The following is a 14,674-nucleotide window of genomic DNA, read 5'->3' on the forward strand; positions in this document are numbered from 1 at the left end:
TTTATGCAAAACAATCTCAAGTTAAAAATCGCCGAAGTTTCGGATATAGAAAGCGCGTTGAAATTACATTACCGTTATCAGGTGGATAGTATTTCTGATGAAGATAAAAAAAACGGCTTTGTCACCACGCCGTTTACACCAGAAGAGCTCAAAGCACTGATTGAGCAGGAGCAGGGTTTGTTTATCGCGGTGGATGAAAACAACGAAGTGGTCGCTTATGTAATGTCGGCTTCTTGGCAGTTTTGGTCGGCTTGGCCGATTTTTGCTTACATGATAGAACAACTGCCAAATCTCAATTACAAAGGCTATCAATTGAGTGTCGATAACTCCTATCAGTATGGTCCTGTTTGCATCGACAAACGCTATCGCGGAACAACTCTATTGCCCGATTTATTCGATTTTGCATTGAAAGAAATGTCCAAACGCTATCCTGTTTTAGTCACTTTCGTGAATAAAGCCAACCCTCGTTCTTATGCTGCACATTCCCGCAAACTCAAACTAGATACTATTTGTGAATTTGAATTTAATAAAAACCAATACTACGAAATGGTGTGTTTGACTAAAGAAGCCAGTGGGTGACTTTTGTTAGGAAACATATTTATTCTTCAGCTTTTTCCAGTTTTTTCAAAGCCATTTTTCTTTTTAATGGTGAGAGGTGGTCCAGAAAAACAATGCCTTTCAGATGATCGAGTTCGTGTTGGATACAAACAGCTAAAAGCTCTTCAGCTTCGATGCAGAACTTTTCTCCATTGACATCTTGAGCTTCTATCTCAACTTTTCCGGCACGCTTCACTTTGGCATAAATGTTAGGTACAGACAAACATCCTTCTTCATAAGTTTGTACACCTTCTTTGCTGATAATTTTCGGATTAATGAGACAAAGCGGTTGATCTTTTTCTTCAGAGACATCAATAACGACAACCTGTTTATGAACATTGACCTGAGTTGCTGCTAAACCCACACCCGGAGCATCATACATGGTTTCAAGCATGTCGCTGGTTAGTTTTTTTAATTCATCATCAAAAACGGTCACAGGTTCAGCTATCGTTTTTAATCGTTTGTCCGGTAAGGTCAGTATGTCTAAAATTGCCATAGTTGTTTTGTAAATTTGTATTTTCCAATAATATTGGGACTAATTTGCTAAAGGCAATATTATCAATAAAATCGAGGCTGGATGATGATAAATCCCGCAAATATAAGAAAATAATACAATTTTTTGTGTTCCTGTGGCGTTGAAATTGAGGATTTTTACAAGAAATGCAGTCTGTTTCACATTTTTTAGTTTAACTTGCTGTATAAAATAGCTAAACTAAACACTAATGAAATCAAGGATTTGTCGGAAATGCTTAAAAAATTACATTTACTTTTTATTGCGGTTACATTAATCAGTGTTCAGGCTTTTGCTGAAATTGAGTTAAACCCGGAGCACCCTGATACCTATGTTGTACAGAAAGGCGACACGCTTTGGGATATTTCCGCAATGTTTCTTAAGTCACCTTGGCTGTGGCCGGAAATTTGGCATGCAAATCCACAGGTCGAAAATCCGCATTTGATTTATCCGGGTGATGTTTTGTCTTTGGTTTATCTGGATGGCAAGCCGGCAATTCAATTAACCAGAAATCATCCGACATTAAAACTTTCACCGAAAACTCGAGAAATTTCACACGAGAATGCAATCAAAACCATTCCGCTAAGTGAAATAGAATCGTTCCTGAAGAATTTACGCATTCTTAGTAAGGAAGAGGTTGATTTAGCTCCTTATGTCGTGTCGATGGAAGATGAGCATTTAAGAGGAACTAAGCCTAATCATCTTTATGTCAGAAACCTGAATAACGTCAAACAGGGAGATGTTTTTGCAGTGGTTCGCCCGACTTTGATATATCGGGATGTCCCAACGGATTATCCTTGGGAGTCATCTCCGTATAACGAAAGAAAAACAGAAACGGTAGAGTGGTCAAAAGGAAGTGAATACACCGGAAAAGCAATAATGACCCGTTTCTGGAAAAAGTATATGGACAGAACCTATTGGGAAAATGTTGATATTCTTGGATATGAAGTTGAAGAAATCGGTACAGCCATGGTTGCTAGAGTTGGTACCGGTGACATTACTACTATGAAAGTGAGTAAAAATATACTTGAAATAAAAGAAGGTGACTTGGTTCTTCCATTAGATAATGGAAGTTTCGATGCTTTCTTCCAACCCAAAGCAGGAGCAGCAACAGATAGTAATATCAGAGTGATTGCATTAAATAATGCTGCATATTCCGCAGCAAAAAGACAAATCGTTGCTATTAGCAGAGGTTCAGCCGATGGAATTAATGTTGGTGATGTTTATGATGTGAATCGCCCTGAAAAAGAAATTCGAGACAATGTGATGTTCCCTGAAGATGATGTAAGAACATTATTTAAACCATCAAAATCAAAGGTAACCTTACCAGAAGAGAATGTTGCAAATATTATGATTTTCAGAACCTATGATCATATTTCTTATGGCATGATAATGGGTGGAACTCGCCCCGTTCATATGTATGACTATGTGAGGGTGCCATAGTTATATAATTTTTTTATGGGTTAATACAGAAAAGGGACTTTAAAATGTTAGATTCATACCAAGCCTGGTTATTGTTGACCCGATGCCCGGGCTTGGGAAGTTCTCGTATCCTGAAGTTGATCAATCATTTTGGTAACGCAGAAGCCGTATTTTCTCAAAAAACTCTTCCTACAGAGTTTAAAATCCCTGCAAAATCTCTTGATTGGGTTAAACATCCAGATTTGGAAAGTATTCAACCTGATCTCGAGTGGCTTGAAAAAGAACACAATCACATCATTACAATTGATGATGATTTATATCCGACCTTATTAAAAAAGGCAGAATCTCCTCCCCCTGTATTGTTTGTAACCGGCAAGCCTGAAGTCTTGTTTCAACCACAAATTGCTGTTGTAGGGAGCAGAAATGCCAGTCAAGTTGGTCTGGAAAACACAAGATCGTTTTGCTATGACTTAGCGTCTAAAGGGTTAACCATTACCAGTGGATTGGCAATAGGTGTTGATGGTACCGCTCACAAAGCAGCACTTCAGGCAGGTGGAACTACGATAGCTGTTACCGGAACCGGTCTTGATGTAGTTTATCCTTCACAAAACAGAGAATTAGCGCATGAAATTGCAAAAACAGGCGCACTGGTTTCGGAGTTTCCAATCGGAACAAAACCCCACGCCAAGAATTTTCCGAGAAGAAACAGAATTATTTGCGGATTATCGCTGGGAACACTTGTTATTGAAGCCGGAATTCAAAGTGGAACATTAATCACAGCCAGACAAACTATGGAAATCAATCGACCTGTTATGGCGATTCCGGGTTCGATTCATAACCCTAATGCTAAAGGATGTAATTATTTAATCAAACAAGGAGCAAAATTGGTAGAATCAGCTCCGGAAATTGTTGAAGAACTCACTCCTTTAGCCCATTCTTTATCATTTCAAATCAAAGAAAAACTCGAATTACTTAAAAATAAAACTGTACAAACCGAAAATAAACCTTATATTAATGCAGGCGAAAGTGAAAATAATGAGCTATTAAGCCACATCATGTATGAACCAACGGCGATAGATGACATTATTATCAATAGCGGATTGACAGCTCGGGAAGTTGCATCCACTCTGCTGATATTGGAACTGGAAGATAAAATAAGAGCTTTGCCCGGTGCACAATACATTAGAATTTAAAAACGAAAAGAATAGATAAACTGACTAATAACTCGGAAGATTTTTTTACATTCAACTATGGCGAAAAACCTCTTAATTGTCGAATCACCGGCAAAATCAAAAACAATTGAGAAATATCTAGGCAAGGATTACAAGGTTCTGGCATCTTACGGTCACATTCGAGATTTGCAAGCAAAAACCGGTGCCGTTGATCCGGATAACAATTTTGAAATGAAATATGTTGAGGTTGACCGCAATAAAAAACATATTGACAATATCGTTAGGGAAGCAAAAAAAGCAGACTCCATCTATCTTGCAACCGATTTGGATAGAGAGGGAGAAGCGATATCCTGGCATGTTTCTGAAATTCTGAAAAAGCGAAAAGTTCTGAAAGACAAAAACATCTATCGAATTGTTTTTAGTGAAATCACTAAATCAGCGATTCAAAATGCAGTCGCCCACCCAAGAGAACTATCATTTGATTTGATTGATGCTCAACAAGCGCGTCGAGCCTTGGATTATTTGGTAGGTTTTAATTTATCTCCACTACTTTGGAAAAAAGTCAAACGTGGTTTGTCTGCCGGTCGGGTTCAGTCTCCGGCACTAAGAATGATTGTTAACAGAGAAGAGGAAATTGATGCTTTTGTTGCGCAGGAATACTGGAGTGTTTCGGCATTAATGCAAAAAGGCTCGGAAGATTTTAGTGCAAGCCTGATTCAGTTCAATGGTGATAAACTTAAAAAGTTTGACTTAAACAACCAAAAACAAGTTGAAGACGCTCTTGATAAACTCAAAAAGCAATCAGGAAACAGTTTAACAGTTACCAAGCTGACAGAGAAACAACGAAAAAGAAGAGCAGCACCTCCCTTTATCACTTCAACTTTACAGCAAGAAGCTGCCAGAAAACTGGGGTTTTCGACAAGAAAAACCATGCAAGTGGCTCAACAACTGTATGAAGGATTAGATATTGGTGGTAACACGCAAGGTTTGATAACTTACATGCGTACCGATTCGGTTCAATTGTCTCAGGATGCCTTAAATAGCATTCGCTTTTCGATTGAAAAAAACTTCGGAAAGGAAAATGTGCCTGAAAAACCGAATTATTACAAAGGTAAATCAAAAAATGCACAAGAGGCTCACGAGGCTATCAGACCGGTTGATGCCTTATTAACGCCGGCTCAAATAAAATCGAAAGTCAATAAAGACCAATATGTACTGTATGATTTGATTTGGAAAAGAGCTCTGGCATCTCAAATGGTTGATGCCTTAATTGGAACAGTGTCAGCTGACTTCGAGTTTGGAGATGGTCATGTATTAAGGGCAACTGGTTCCACAATTATTAAGAAAGGTTTTCTGAGTGTTTATGAAGAGGGTAAAGATGATCAGAAAAAAACAGACTCCAACAATTTACCACGACTTGCAGAAGGTGATGTGTGCACTCTAAAAGACATTAGTGGAAAACAACACTTTACCGAACCACCTCCGAGGTATTCGGAAGCAAGCCTGGTAAAAGCGCTTGAAGAGTACGGAATCGGCAGACCATCAACTTATGCTTCCATTATCAGCACATTATTAAACAGGGATTATGTCGAACTGGATAATAAAAGATTCATTCCAACAGACATAGGAAAAGTTGTTGCTCGGTTTTTACAAAGCTACTTTGCAAAATATGTTGATTATGACTTTACGGCAAACCTCGAAGATGCACTGGATGCAGTGTCAAGGGGAGAAACACAATGGATACCTTTATTGAAACAGTTTTGGAGTCCGTTCAAAGAATTAATTGATGAAACTGAAAACTCAGTTAGCCGAGACGAGGCTCAATACAAACGAGAATTAGGTAATGACCCTGTTTCAGGAAAACCGGTCACTGCCAGAGTTGGAAAATATGGCTCCTTTGTGCAAATCGGCACCAAAGACGATGAAGAAAAGCCGCGTTTTGCAGGACTTTTACCCGGACAAAAGCTCGACACCATTACCTTTGAAGAAGCAATGGATTTATTCAAACTACCAAGAACCCTTGGAGAAACTCCGGAAGGTGAAAAGGTCAGCACTAATATTGGTCGTTTTGGACCTTATGTCAGATACAACAACAAATTCGTTTCTATCAAAAAAGATACCTATTCACCTTACGATATCACATTAGAACAGGCACTGGAGTTGATTAAGGAGAAGAAAATTGCAGATGCCAATAAAATTATTAAAACTTTCGATGATGGAATTCAGATTCTAAATGGTCGATGGGGGCCTTATGTCACTGATGGCAGTAAGAATGGCAAAATTCCAAAAGACGTTGAAGCCAATACATTAACACACGAAGAGTGTTTGGAAATATTGGCTAATACACCTGACAAGAAGTCACGAACAACTAAAAAAGCAACGACAAAAAAGAAAACGACCAAGAAAAAAGCCGCAAAGAAAAAGACGGCGAAGAAAAAAGTCAGTAAGAAAACAAGTAAGAAAGTTGCCAAGAAAACCACAAAAAAGAAAGTTGTTAAGAGTTAAAAATGAGCTCGTTCTCTCAACTTGAAAAAGCTAAAGAAGCTTTTGTTTCCGGCGGATTGATAGCTTATCCCACTGAGTCTGTTTTTGGTTTGGGTTGCAATCCATTTAATCAGCAAGCCGTTCTTAAACTTTTAACCTTAAAGCAAAGAGCGGTTGAAAAAGGTTTGATACTGATAGCCTCTCACATCAGACAAATATTACCGCTGATAAAACCGAAACATGCCGATGATTTAGCCAGAGCCTTAAAAACGTGGCCGGGACACAATACCTGGATATTTCCAAAATCATCAAAAGTACCTGAGTGGGTTTCAGGAAGTTTTGAAACCATAGCTGTAAGGGTCAGTAAACATGAAGCCGTCGTACAACTTTGTAATTACTTAAACTCACCTTTAGTCTCAACCTCTGCAAACCTTGCAAATCAACCAGTTTTAAACTCAATTAAGGATATAAAAGATGTATTTGGTGATAAAATACTCTGCTATTTTGATGCTCCTTTAGGAAAAGAGCAGAAACCAAGTACTATCAGAGATGCGAGTACAAACCAAGTCATTCGTTAAAAACCATTGCACCAAACAAGAGGTTGTCAAATTTGGATTTAGAAATAAAAAGCCGGCTTTATTCATTGCTTACAGCTTTGTTAACTCCAATTGTTTTATTGCGTTTGGCAATTCGGGGAATTAAATCACCGGCATACTTTCGTCGTTGGAAGGAGCGGTTCGGTGTTTTTACCAATCCACAGTTTAAAAAGTCCATTCTTATTCATGCGGTTTCGGTTGGAGAAGTGAATGCGGCGATTCCATTAATTCGAGCTTTAATGGAAACCTATAAGGATTACAGTTTTGTCATCACGACAGTGACACCAACCGGGTCTGATCGCGTTCAGCAAATTTTTGGGAATAGTGTTTTTCATCTCTATCTTCCTTATGACTTACCCGGAGCAGTTAAGCGTTTTCTTAGAAAAATAAAACCGGAACTAGCAGTTGTTATGGAAACCGAAATCTGGCCGAATCTTTTCCGCTTCTGTAAAAAAAGAGATATCCCCATCGTTGTTGCGAATGCGCGTTTATCAGAATTATCACTCAAAGGTTATAAATGGGTGCAATCATTGGCAAGAATGGCTGTCAATAACACCAAATTTGTCGCTGCTCAAACCAAAACGGATGCTGATCGTATGATTCGTCTGGGTTGTGACATTGATAAAATTTATGTGGTTGGAAGTTTAAAATTTGACATTATCATTGAAGATGACATCATTCAAAAAGGCAAAACCATTCACGAACACTGTTCCAAAAACAATTTAATCTGGATTGCAGCAAGTACACATCATGAAGATGAGGTGCATGTTCTGGATGCTTATAAAACGCTTAAAAGCAAATATCCACAGTTGTTATTAATCATTGTTCCAAGACATCCTGAGAGGTTTCAAGTCACTGCACAGTTAAGTATCAACAAAGGCTTTGACACACAATTACGAAGCAAGTGCGGTTTGTATGATGAAGAAGCAGAAGTGTTTATTGTCGATACCATGGGAGAAATGCTGGAATTTTATGCGGCATCTGATATTGCTTTTGTCGGTGGTTCGATAGCCAATATTGGTGGACATAATGTACTCGAAGCAGCAGTATTTAAGTTGCCGGTATTAGTCGGCCCCAATACACATAATTTTGCTGAAATAACGCAACTTCTGCATGATTGTGGGGGTTCAAAGTTAGTCACAAATAAAGATGATATTGTTGAAAATATGGAAAAACTCATTGGCAATGCCAATGAGAGAAAAAAAATGGGAGACGCGGCTTACAAACTAGTTCAGGAAAATCGCGGAGCCGTAGCCCTGACGATGGAGCTTGTTGCAAATGCGTTGAAAGATAAACAATTGAACGAAGAGCTGCAGGTAAGAAAGTATGAAAGAATACTTGAAAAAGACAAAGTGCCTCGCGAGGAGAATGTAGCATGAGCATGGTTTTTGTATTAGTGGTACTCAGTTTGATGCTGGCAGGATTTGCTGTTTGGGCTTTTTTCTGGGCTGTTAAAAACAATCAATTTGATGACTTAGACACTCCCGCTTACTCCATATTGGATGACGAAGACGAAAAAAAAGAGGAACAAGAAAAAAAGGAAAGTAATTAATGGATTTACTCACACCCTTTTTAATCGGTCTTTTCTCCAGCATCCATTGTCTTGCTATGTGTGGAGGTCTTTGCGGAGTCTTTTGCAGAAACGGTATAAAAATTCAATCCGTACTTTTGATAAATTTCGGCAGAATTATAACTTATTCCATTTTAGGAATGTTGGTGGCAGGAATTATTCAGGGACTGGTTTTAAGGATAAAAATTGCAGAAATAGGCTTTTGGATTCGATTGGTTCTGGGATTGGTTTTAATTTACCTTGGCATCAGAATCATGCTAAAAAAGTCAGGCTTGCACAGCTTCATTGAAAACAATTTCCTTTGGAAAAAAGCCAAAAACACACTTCATCTCATTTCACAAAAAAACGAAAGCTTCACCCAGGTTTTCAAAGGAATGCTTTGGGGATTGATTCCTTGTGGATTGTTATATGGTGTTTTAATCGCCGCCGCCGCGACACAAAATTTCTGGCAAGGAGGTTTGTTCATGTTTGTTTTTGGGTTGGGAACGATTCCATCCATGCTTGCAGCCTCGGGGTTGATGAAAACCTGGCAAAACAAACTTCAAAACAACTATGTCAGAATAGGTGCCGGGTTATTTATTGTAATTGTTGGGGTTTGGAGCATTGCATCGCCCTGGATAAGCCACAAGTTCATTCCTGAACATTCTGTTTTTACATCAATTGCCGCATTTCTGGATAGTTGTACACCCTGATGGATTTGGTTAACTTTGGGTTCTTTGCCTGAGAGCCTCAAACAACGTGATTCCGGTTGCCACTGAGATATTGAGGCTTTGCACCGTTCCAGACATGGGAATATGCACTAAAAAATCACAATGCTTTTTCACCAAAGGGCGAATTCCTTTGCCTTCATTACCCATGACCAATGCCAAAGCACCGGTCAAATCGCTTTGATAAATGCTTTTCGAGTCCGCATCACAATCAGTACCGGCAACCCAAATGCCATTATTTTTTAGAATTTCCAAAGCAGAAACTATGTTAGTGACTTGATAAATTCGCAGAGTTTCAGCAGCTCCGGCGGCGGTTTTTCTCGCAGTTGCGGTTAATCCTGCGGCTTTATGTTTGGGAAAAATTACCAAATCCACACCGGCAGCATCTGCACTGCGCAGACATGCTCCAACATTTTCGGATCTTCAATATTATCCAAAAAACAAGAATCAATGGTGCTTCATATTGGGAATGTCCCTTTAAATCTGACTCATTCGCAAACGGGAAACCTTGATTAAAGCGATCACTCCCTGATGTCTGTCCTTGCATTGACTGTTGAGTTTATTGACTGATTCTTTCGTCAGTTTTAAACCCAGATCACGTGCTAAAGAAATAATTTTTTGCAAGCGCGGATTGTTGCTGTTTCCAGCAACCATAATATGTATGATATTTTCCGGAGACTGTTCTAAAACACTCTCCATGCATGGATACCAAAGACCCATTCTGTTTGATTCTTATTCATGCGCGAATTATACCCCAAGCATTGTGTGATTAAATATTTTCAATAAAAAAACGAATAAACATAAAAAAAATTCAAGTAAAATGTATTTAATTGGCTGTACACAAAAAAATGCAAAGCAAACAGAAAAATATTTGATGAACTCAAGAAGTTGGGATAAGCCGACATGCGCCATTATTGGTTTGTGTGCAAGATACAGTGGATGCCTGTCATCTCTATACCAAATATCAAATGAAGAATGGACAACCTCTGTATTTTGGCGGAATTAAAATCAACAAGTCCTTTGTTAGTTATTATTTGATGCCAATTTATGTAAACCCTGAATTGCTCAAAGATATTGATGCGAAATTGAAAAAGCACCTTAAGGGAAAGTCCTGCTTCAATTTCAAACAACTAGATGACGATGTACTGACTCAACTACAAGAGTTGACTGATAAGGGTCTGCAAGACTATCATCGACAAGGATATTTAGAATAAAACACAGACTAAATTATGGCAAAATTTATACCACTTCCTCACAAAATCAACTATTCCGAAGAAGAAATGTTGAAATATTCTGAGGAGTTTAATCAGTTACTGCAAAAACGCCGAACGGTGAGAGATTATTCAAATAAACCAGTGGCAAAAGAGGTCATAGAAAACTGTATCAAAGCCGCAGGTTCAGCACCCAGCGGAGCCAATATGCAACCCTGGCATTTTGTCGCAATCAGCAATGCCGAAATCAAATCCAAAATTCGCCAAGCGGCTGAAAAAGAAGAACAGGAGTTTTATGAGCGCCGCGCCAGCGAAGAATGGTTAAAAGCACTCGAACCTCTGGGAACAGACACCAACAAACCATTTCTGGAAACTGCTCCCTGGCTGATTGCCGTGTTTCTGGAACGCTATGGACTGGGTGAAAACGGCAACCGAATCAAACATTATTACACGCCCGAATCCGTCGGGTTAGCCTGTGGAATGCTAATTACAGCTTTGCACAATTGCGGACTGGCAACTTTAACGCATACACCAAGCCCCATGGGATTTCTCAAGGAAATTCTCAACCGCCCGGATAACGAAAGACCTTATCTGTTGACGGTCTGCGGCCATCCAGTTGAAGATGCCAAAGTGCCCGATATTCACCGAAAACCTTTGGAGGGTATTGTTACGTTTTTTGAGTGAAACACCAACCTGCGATAAATTTGAAGCTCAACAATAACTCGCTACGCTCAAAAAGTTTCTGGAAAACTTTTTCACGCAAGCCCTCATGGATGAGGGTATCAGGACAATACGAATAAACACTTGTTTCGCTTTCATCAAAATTTACTCCGTTCCTCAGTGGTGTAAAAAGGATTTTAAAAAGAACTCTGTCATATTGAGCGAAAAATGGAATGAGCCCTGAAAAAATATATTTACAATAGTTTTTTTATTAATCTCATACTAGAATAAATACAAACCCTAACTACACTTTCAAAATTTAACTCATAAGCCTAGCCAGGAAGCCGAGCATATATTCTTCTAAAACTTGTGATGTATGTGTGTTTTTATACCCTGATATATGCAATAGAGTGCATTTTCATGATGTTGTGCACATGCATAGAGTAACTTAATCAACCAAGAAAAACTGACGGCAACCGAAACTCTTTTACGATTAGCATTTACTTTTGGCTACATTTATATGAATTTTGGCTACATCTGTTTTGGGTGTTTTTGTTATAATTTTACAATATCAAAATTAAACAAGAAAAAAGATGAAAGTATTTGTAACAGGAGCTTCGGGATTTGTAGGCTCTGTTATAGTAAAGGAGTTACTTGGTGCAGGACACCAGGTAATTGGTTTGCCTGTTTGTGAAAAATCGGCGAACGTAATCAGCCAAATAGGTGCAGAAGTATTAAAAGGAGACCTTGAAGATTTGGAAATATTAAGACAAGGTTCTAAAAATGCTGATGGTGTTATTCATGCAGGTTTTTTCCACGACTTTACTCAATTTGCAAAAGCAGTAGAAATAGACAAGAACGCAATAAATGCAATGGGCGAAGTTTTAATTGGAACCAACAAACCAATTGTAGTAACAGCAGGAATTTTGGGCTTTCACTTATCAATGGAAAAGTTACGGAAGAAAGTAAATCATCAGGTATTCCGCGTTCTTCAGAAACAACTGCTTTGGTGCTTGCAGAAAAAAGGTGTAAATGCTTCTGTGGTTCGTTTGTCCCTTAATTGTTCACGATAAAGGTGACAAAGGTTTTATCACGTTTATCATTGAGCAGGCACGCAAAATGGTGTTTCGGCTTATCCCGAAAATCTGGTCTGCGGTTCATCGTTTGATGCAGCAAAAATTTTTCGTTTAGCCCTAGAAAAATCGGCAAAAGGAGCATTGTACAATGCAGTAGGAGACACAGGAGTTAAAATAAAAGTATTGCAGAAGTGATTGGCGAAAAACTAAATTTACCAGTTGTTTCGTTATCCACAGATGAAATCGAAAAACATTTTGAATGGATGAGCCGTTTTATTTCAATTGACAGCCCTGCATCAAACTTAATAACACAAGAACAACTAAGTTGGAAACCAACGCATATTGATTTGTTGGAAGATATGCGTAAAAATTATTTTTTAATCAATAAAAAAACAGAAAATGAGTATAAAAAATAAAATAGCATTAGTAACAGGCGGAAGTCGTGGATTAGGCAGAAATATGGCGCTCTCAATTGCTAAAAAAGGTCTTGATATTGTTCTGACCTACAACAACAATAAAGAAAAAAGCCAATGAAGTAATTAAAGAAATTGAAAGCTTAGGACAAAAAGCCATTGCCATTCAATTGAATGTTGCTAGATTTTGAAAAATTCAAAGAGTTTTTTGATGATGTTCAGCATTCAATTCAATCTCAATTTGGAGCTGATAAAATTGATTACCTCATAAACAACGCAGGAATTGGTTCATACTTCTTTTTTCGGAAACAACTGAAGAACAATTGGATACGCTTTATAATATTCAATTTAAAAGGAACCTATTTATTAACACAAAATGCGTTGAAAATATTAAACAACGGAAGCGGCATTATTAATGTTTCTACCGGTCTTACACGGTTTTGTTTGAATGGATTTCGGCATATGCTTCAATGAAAGGAGCCATTGAAATTATGACAAAATACCAAGCCAAAGAGTTAGGCGAAAGGCAAATCAGAGCCAATGTAATTGCGCCCGGAGCTATTGAAACAGATTTTGGTGGTGGAGTTGTAAGAGATAACAAAGATATATGAACAAATTTATAGCATCCAATACGGCATTAGGACGAGTTGGACTTCCTGACGATATTGGGAGCGTGGTTGCTTTTCTTGCACCGAAGATGCATATTGGGGTAAATGGGCAGCGCATTGAAATTTCGGGCGGACAATCTTTATAATTAAAATTATCTTTGCAAGATGGCAAATCAAAAAACTCATTCGTATAAAAACAATCAGTGAATTTCATCAGTTGAATGGTTTGCCAAACCCGGAACATCCGCTTATCAGTATTGTGGATTATGCAAAATTGCATCGCACGACAAACGAAGATTCAACAACCTTGTTTTTTGGTTATTACATCATTTCATTAAAAGCGTGGTGTGAGTAAGATGTTTTACGGACAACAGCAATACGATTTTGATGAAGGGGTTTTATATTTTATAGCTCCAAATCAGATATTAAGAACAAACAGCAGTCCGAATGAGAATCGTTCGGGTTGGCTGTTACTGGTACATCCCGATTTTTTGTGGAACACGTCATTGGCAACAAAAATTAAGAAATACGAATACTTTGATTATTCGGTCAATGAAGCCCTTTTTCTTTCCGAAAAAGAAGAAGATGTTTTAAATAATATTGTTCAAAATATCAAACAGGAATACCATAGTAACATTGATAAATTCAGTCATAATATTATCATTTCACAAATTGAAACCTTGCTAAATTATTCCGAGCGGTTTTATCAACGCCAATTCATTACCCGCAATTTCAAATCACGAAATTCTTCACCGATTAGTAAATACTGCTGACTATCAATCAGGAAGAATTAATAATCAAAGGTTTGCCCAAAGTACAAGATATTGCCGACTCGTTACATATATCACCAAAGTATTTAAGTGGATTGTTAAAAATGTTGACGGGACAAAGTACACAGCAACACATTCACAATAAACTGATTGAAGTGGCTAAAGAAAACTATCTACAAATAAATCTTTCTGTGAGCGAGATTGCTTAAGATTTAGGTTTTGAACACTCACAATCATTCAGTAAACTATTTAAAACAAAAACAAAACTTTCTCCTTTAGAGTTCAGACGATCATTTAATTGGGGTAGTCTTTTCTTTCTTTTTTTATTTTTTATTCTTTGCAAAGCGGGAAATAACTAATAACAACGAAAGACAAAACGCCAGAGCATAGCAATGTGTATAGACAATAGCTGTTAGAGTGCCAAATCGAAAGTTATTACTTTTAATATATCTGTACTTAGCTGAAAAGTAAGTGCATAAAACCCGCAACTTTTCATACACGTATCCGCTAATAAAACAACACACCTCTGTATCTCAAGAGGAAAGCTTGGGTTGTGTTTTATAGGAAAACACGGAATATTTATAGAAGCTGAAATAAGTTCTGAACTGCAATTGTTTTTCATAGATATTTATGACTTCCGTGTGTTTCACACTTAGCTCGGTATGACGGAGTTTCGGTTTACATCCTCCTTTACTCTCACCGAGATATTTATGTTTGAGCGAAGCGAGTTCAAATACCTCGCCAAATTTGAGAAAAAATATCGAGGGAAACCGTAAGCTGAGAGTTTGGGCGTATTTTACGAGCAAAAAAATGAATAAAGGTCATGTTGGGTGGCAACAAAGTAACAAGAAATCACGGACACTAGTGCGTTGCTCCT

At 38.0% G+C, this 14,674-nt stretch carries 19 protein-coding genes and 1 pseudogene; 17 read left to right on the forward strand and 3 right to left on the reverse strand.

The features are described from left to right. Positions 1-3 precede the first annotated feature (3 nt). Positions 4-579 (forward strand): GNAT family acetyltransferase, encoded by a 576-nt coding sequence (locus tag R3F25_06550; GenBank protein MEZ5496474.1) that lies wholly within the window; start codon positions 4-6, stop codon positions 577-579. Positions 580-598: 19 nt separating this feature from the next. Here the strand turns inward: R3F25_06550 and def are convergent, their stop codons facing one another. After that, positions 599-1,093, reverse strand: a complete 495-nt coding sequence (gene def / locus R3F25_06555; GenBank protein ID MEZ5496475.1) for a peptide deformylase — start codon at positions 1,091-1,093, stop codon at positions 599-601. Between the two features lie 249 nt (positions 1,094-1,342). Between def and R3F25_06560 the strand changes: the two genes are divergently transcribed. The 7 genes from R3F25_06560 to R3F25_06590 are packed head-to-tail and all read left to right on the forward strand — an operon-like array spanning position 1,343 to position 9,044. After that, entirely contained in the window at positions 1,343-2,551 is a 1,209-nt protein-coding gene (locus R3F25_06560; GenBank protein ID MEZ5496476.1) for a LysM peptidoglycan-binding domain-containing protein, read from the forward strand. A 44-nt stretch (positions 2,552-2,595) separates the two neighbouring features. After that, a complete protein-coding gene (gene dprA / locus R3F25_06565) occupies positions 2,596-3,723 on the forward strand; it encodes a DNA-processing protein DprA (protein ID MEZ5496477.1) in 1,128 nt (375 codons plus the stop codon). Positions 3,724-3,780: 57 nt separating this feature from the next. Then, positions 3,781-6,207: a DNA topoisomerase I gene (locus tag R3F25_06570; GenBank protein ID MEZ5496478.1), complete on the forward strand. Its 2,427-nt coding sequence runs from the start codon at positions 3,781-3,783 to the stop codon at positions 6,205-6,207. A gap of 2 nt (positions 6,208-6,209) precedes the next feature. Then, positions 6,210-6,764, forward strand: a complete 555-nt coding sequence (locus tag R3F25_06575; GenBank protein MEZ5496479.1) for a Sua5/YciO/YrdC/YwlC family protein — start codon at positions 6,210-6,212, stop codon at positions 6,762-6,764. 32 nt (positions 6,765-6,796) lie between these two features. Continuing rightward, entirely contained in the window at positions 6,797-8,161 is a 1,365-nt protein-coding gene (gene waaA, locus R3F25_06580; protein ID MEZ5496480.1) for a lipid IV(A) 3-deoxy-D-manno-octulosonic acid transferase, read from the forward strand. Continuing rightward, positions 8,158-8,334 (forward strand): cbb3-type cytochrome oxidase assembly protein CcoS, encoded by a 177-nt coding sequence (gene ccoS / locus R3F25_06585; GenBank protein MEZ5496481.1) that lies wholly within the window; start codon positions 8,158-8,160, stop codon positions 8,332-8,334. Before waaA ends, ccoS begins: the two co-directional genes overlap by 4 nt. Further along, complete coding sequence (locus R3F25_06590) at positions 8,334-9,044, forward strand: sulfite exporter TauE/SafE family protein (protein ID MEZ5496482.1); 711 nt, start codon at positions 8,334-8,336, stop codon at positions 9,042-9,044. Before ccoS ends, R3F25_06590 begins: the two co-directional genes overlap by 1 nt. Positions 9,045-9,053: 9 nt before the next feature. Here the strand turns inward: R3F25_06590 and R3F25_06595 are convergent, their stop codons facing one another. Together R3F25_06595 and R3F25_06600 are read right to left on the reverse strand one after the other, a co-directional pair. Next, a complete protein-coding gene (locus R3F25_06595; protein ID MEZ5496483.1) occupies positions 9,054-9,434 on the reverse strand; it encodes an RNA methyltransferase in 381 nt (126 codons plus the stop codon). A 102-nt stretch (positions 9,435-9,536) separates the two neighbouring features. Next, positions 9,537-9,779, reverse strand: a complete 243-nt coding sequence (locus R3F25_06600; protein ID MEZ5496484.1) for an RNA methyltransferase substrate-binding domain-containing protein — start codon at positions 9,777-9,779, stop codon at positions 9,537-9,539. A gap of 203 nt (positions 9,780-9,982) precedes the next feature. Between R3F25_06600 and R3F25_06605 the strand changes: the two genes are divergently transcribed. The 9 genes and pseudogenes from R3F25_06605 to R3F25_06645 all read left to right on the forward strand — a co-directional run bounded on the left by R3F25_06605 (position 9,983) and on the right by R3F25_06645 (position 14,156). Further along, positions 9,983-10,273 carry a hypothetical protein gene (locus R3F25_06605; GenBank protein ID MEZ5496485.1) on the forward strand — a complete coding sequence of 97 codons (291 nt, stop codon included), beginning with the start codon at positions 9,983-9,985 and terminating at the stop codon, positions 10,271-10,273. A 15-nt stretch (positions 10,274-10,288) separates the two neighbouring features. Beyond that, a complete protein-coding gene (locus R3F25_06610; GenBank protein MEZ5496486.1) occupies positions 10,289-10,954 on the forward strand; it encodes a nitroreductase family protein in 666 nt (221 codons plus the stop codon). A 569-nt stretch (positions 10,955-11,523) separates the two neighbouring features. Then, complete coding sequence (locus tag R3F25_06615) at positions 11,524-12,003, forward strand: NAD-dependent epimerase/dehydratase family protein (GenBank protein ID MEZ5496487.1); 480 nt, start codon at positions 11,524-11,526, stop codon at positions 12,001-12,003. A 194-nt stretch (positions 12,004-12,197) separates the two neighbouring features. Next, positions 12,198-12,422, forward strand: a complete 225-nt coding sequence (locus R3F25_06620) for a nucleoside-diphosphate sugar epimerase (GenBank protein MEZ5496488.1) — start codon at positions 12,198-12,200, stop codon at positions 12,420-12,422. Then, entirely contained in the window at positions 12,406-12,540 is a 135-nt protein-coding gene (locus R3F25_06625) for an SDR family NAD(P)-dependent oxidoreductase (GenBank protein MEZ5496489.1), read from the forward strand. Before R3F25_06620 ends, R3F25_06625 begins: the two co-directional genes overlap by 17 nt. 53 nt (positions 12,541-12,593) lie before the next feature. Continuing rightward, a complete protein-coding gene (locus R3F25_06630; protein MEZ5496490.1) occupies positions 12,594-12,893 on the forward strand; it encodes an SDR family NAD(P)-dependent oxidoreductase in 300 nt (99 codons plus the stop codon). Then, entirely contained in the window at positions 12,890-13,030 is a 141-nt protein-coding gene (locus R3F25_06635; GenBank protein MEZ5496491.1) for an SDR family oxidoreductase, read from the forward strand. The genes R3F25_06630 and R3F25_06635 overlap by 4 nt, the downstream gene beginning before the upstream one ends. Beyond that, positions 13,027-13,173, forward strand: a complete 147-nt coding sequence (locus R3F25_06640; protein ID MEZ5496492.1) for a hypothetical protein — start codon at positions 13,027-13,029, stop codon at positions 13,171-13,173. Before R3F25_06635 ends, R3F25_06640 begins: the two co-directional genes overlap by 4 nt. 44 nt (positions 13,174-13,217) lie before the next feature. After that, positions 13,218-14,156: pseudogene (locus tag R3F25_06645) on the forward strand (helix-turn-helix domain-containing protein). The last annotated feature ends 518 nt before the right edge of the window (positions 14,157-14,674 follow it).

Source organism: Gammaproteobacteria bacterium, from assembly GCA_041395445.1.
GTDB lineage: Bacteria > Pseudomonadota > Gammaproteobacteria > Xanthomonadales > Marinicellaceae > NORP309.

What these genes read in the sequence shown, in the direction of transcription:
- R3F25_06550 (MEZ5496474.1), top strand. Translation starts at nt 4, where the DNA reads ATGCAAAACAATCTCAAGTTAAAAATCGCCGAAGTTTCGGATATAGAA.
- def (MEZ5496475.1), bottom strand. Translation starts at nt 1,093, where the DNA reads ATGGCAATTTTAGACATACTGACCTTACCGGACAAACGATTAAAAACG.
- R3F25_06560 (MEZ5496476.1), top strand. Translation starts at nt 1,343, where the DNA reads ATGCTTAAAAAATTACATTTACTTTTTATTGCGGTTACATTAATCAGT.
- dprA (MEZ5496477.1), top strand. Translation starts at nt 2,596, where the DNA reads ATGTTAGATTCATACCAAGCCTGGTTATTGTTGACCCGATGCCCGGGC.
- R3F25_06570 (MEZ5496478.1), top strand. Translation starts at nt 3,781, where the DNA reads ATGGCGAAAAACCTCTTAATTGTCGAATCACCGGCAAAATCAAAAACA.
- R3F25_06575 (MEZ5496479.1), top strand. Translation starts at nt 6,210, where the DNA reads ATGAGCTCGTTCTCTCAACTTGAAAAAGCTAAAGAAGCTTTTGTTTCC.
- ccoS (MEZ5496481.1), top strand. Translation starts at nt 8,158, where the DNA reads ATGAGCATGGTTTTTGTATTAGTGGTACTCAGTTTGATGCTGGCAGGA.
- R3F25_06590 (MEZ5496482.1), top strand. Translation starts at nt 8,334, where the DNA reads ATGGATTTACTCACACCCTTTTTAATCGGTCTTTTCTCCAGCATCCAT.
- R3F25_06600 (MEZ5496484.1), bottom strand. Translation starts at nt 9,779, where the DNA reads ATGGGTCTTTGGTATCCATGCATGGAGAGTGTTTTAGAACAGTCTCCG.
- R3F25_06610 (MEZ5496486.1), top strand. Translation starts at nt 10,289, where the DNA reads ATGGCAAAATTTATACCACTTCCTCACAAAATCAACTATTCCGAAGAA.
- R3F25_06615 (MEZ5496487.1), top strand. Translation starts at nt 11,524, where the DNA reads ATGAAAGTATTTGTAACAGGAGCTTCGGGATTTGTAGGCTCTGTTATA.
- R3F25_06625 (MEZ5496489.1), top strand. Translation starts at nt 12,406, where the DNA reads ATGAGTATAAAAAATAAAATAGCATTAGTAACAGGCGGAAGTCGTGGA.
- R3F25_06630 (MEZ5496490.1), top strand. Translation starts at nt 12,594, where the DNA reads ATGTTGCTAGATTTTGAAAAATTCAAAGAGTTTTTTGATGATGTTCAG.
- R3F25_06635 (MEZ5496491.1), top strand. Translation starts at nt 12,890, where the DNA reads ATGAAAGGAGCCATTGAAATTATGACAAAATACCAAGCCAAAGAGTTA.
- R3F25_06640 (MEZ5496492.1), top strand. Translation starts at nt 13,027, where the DNA reads ATGAACAAATTTATAGCATCCAATACGGCATTAGGACGAGTTGGACTT.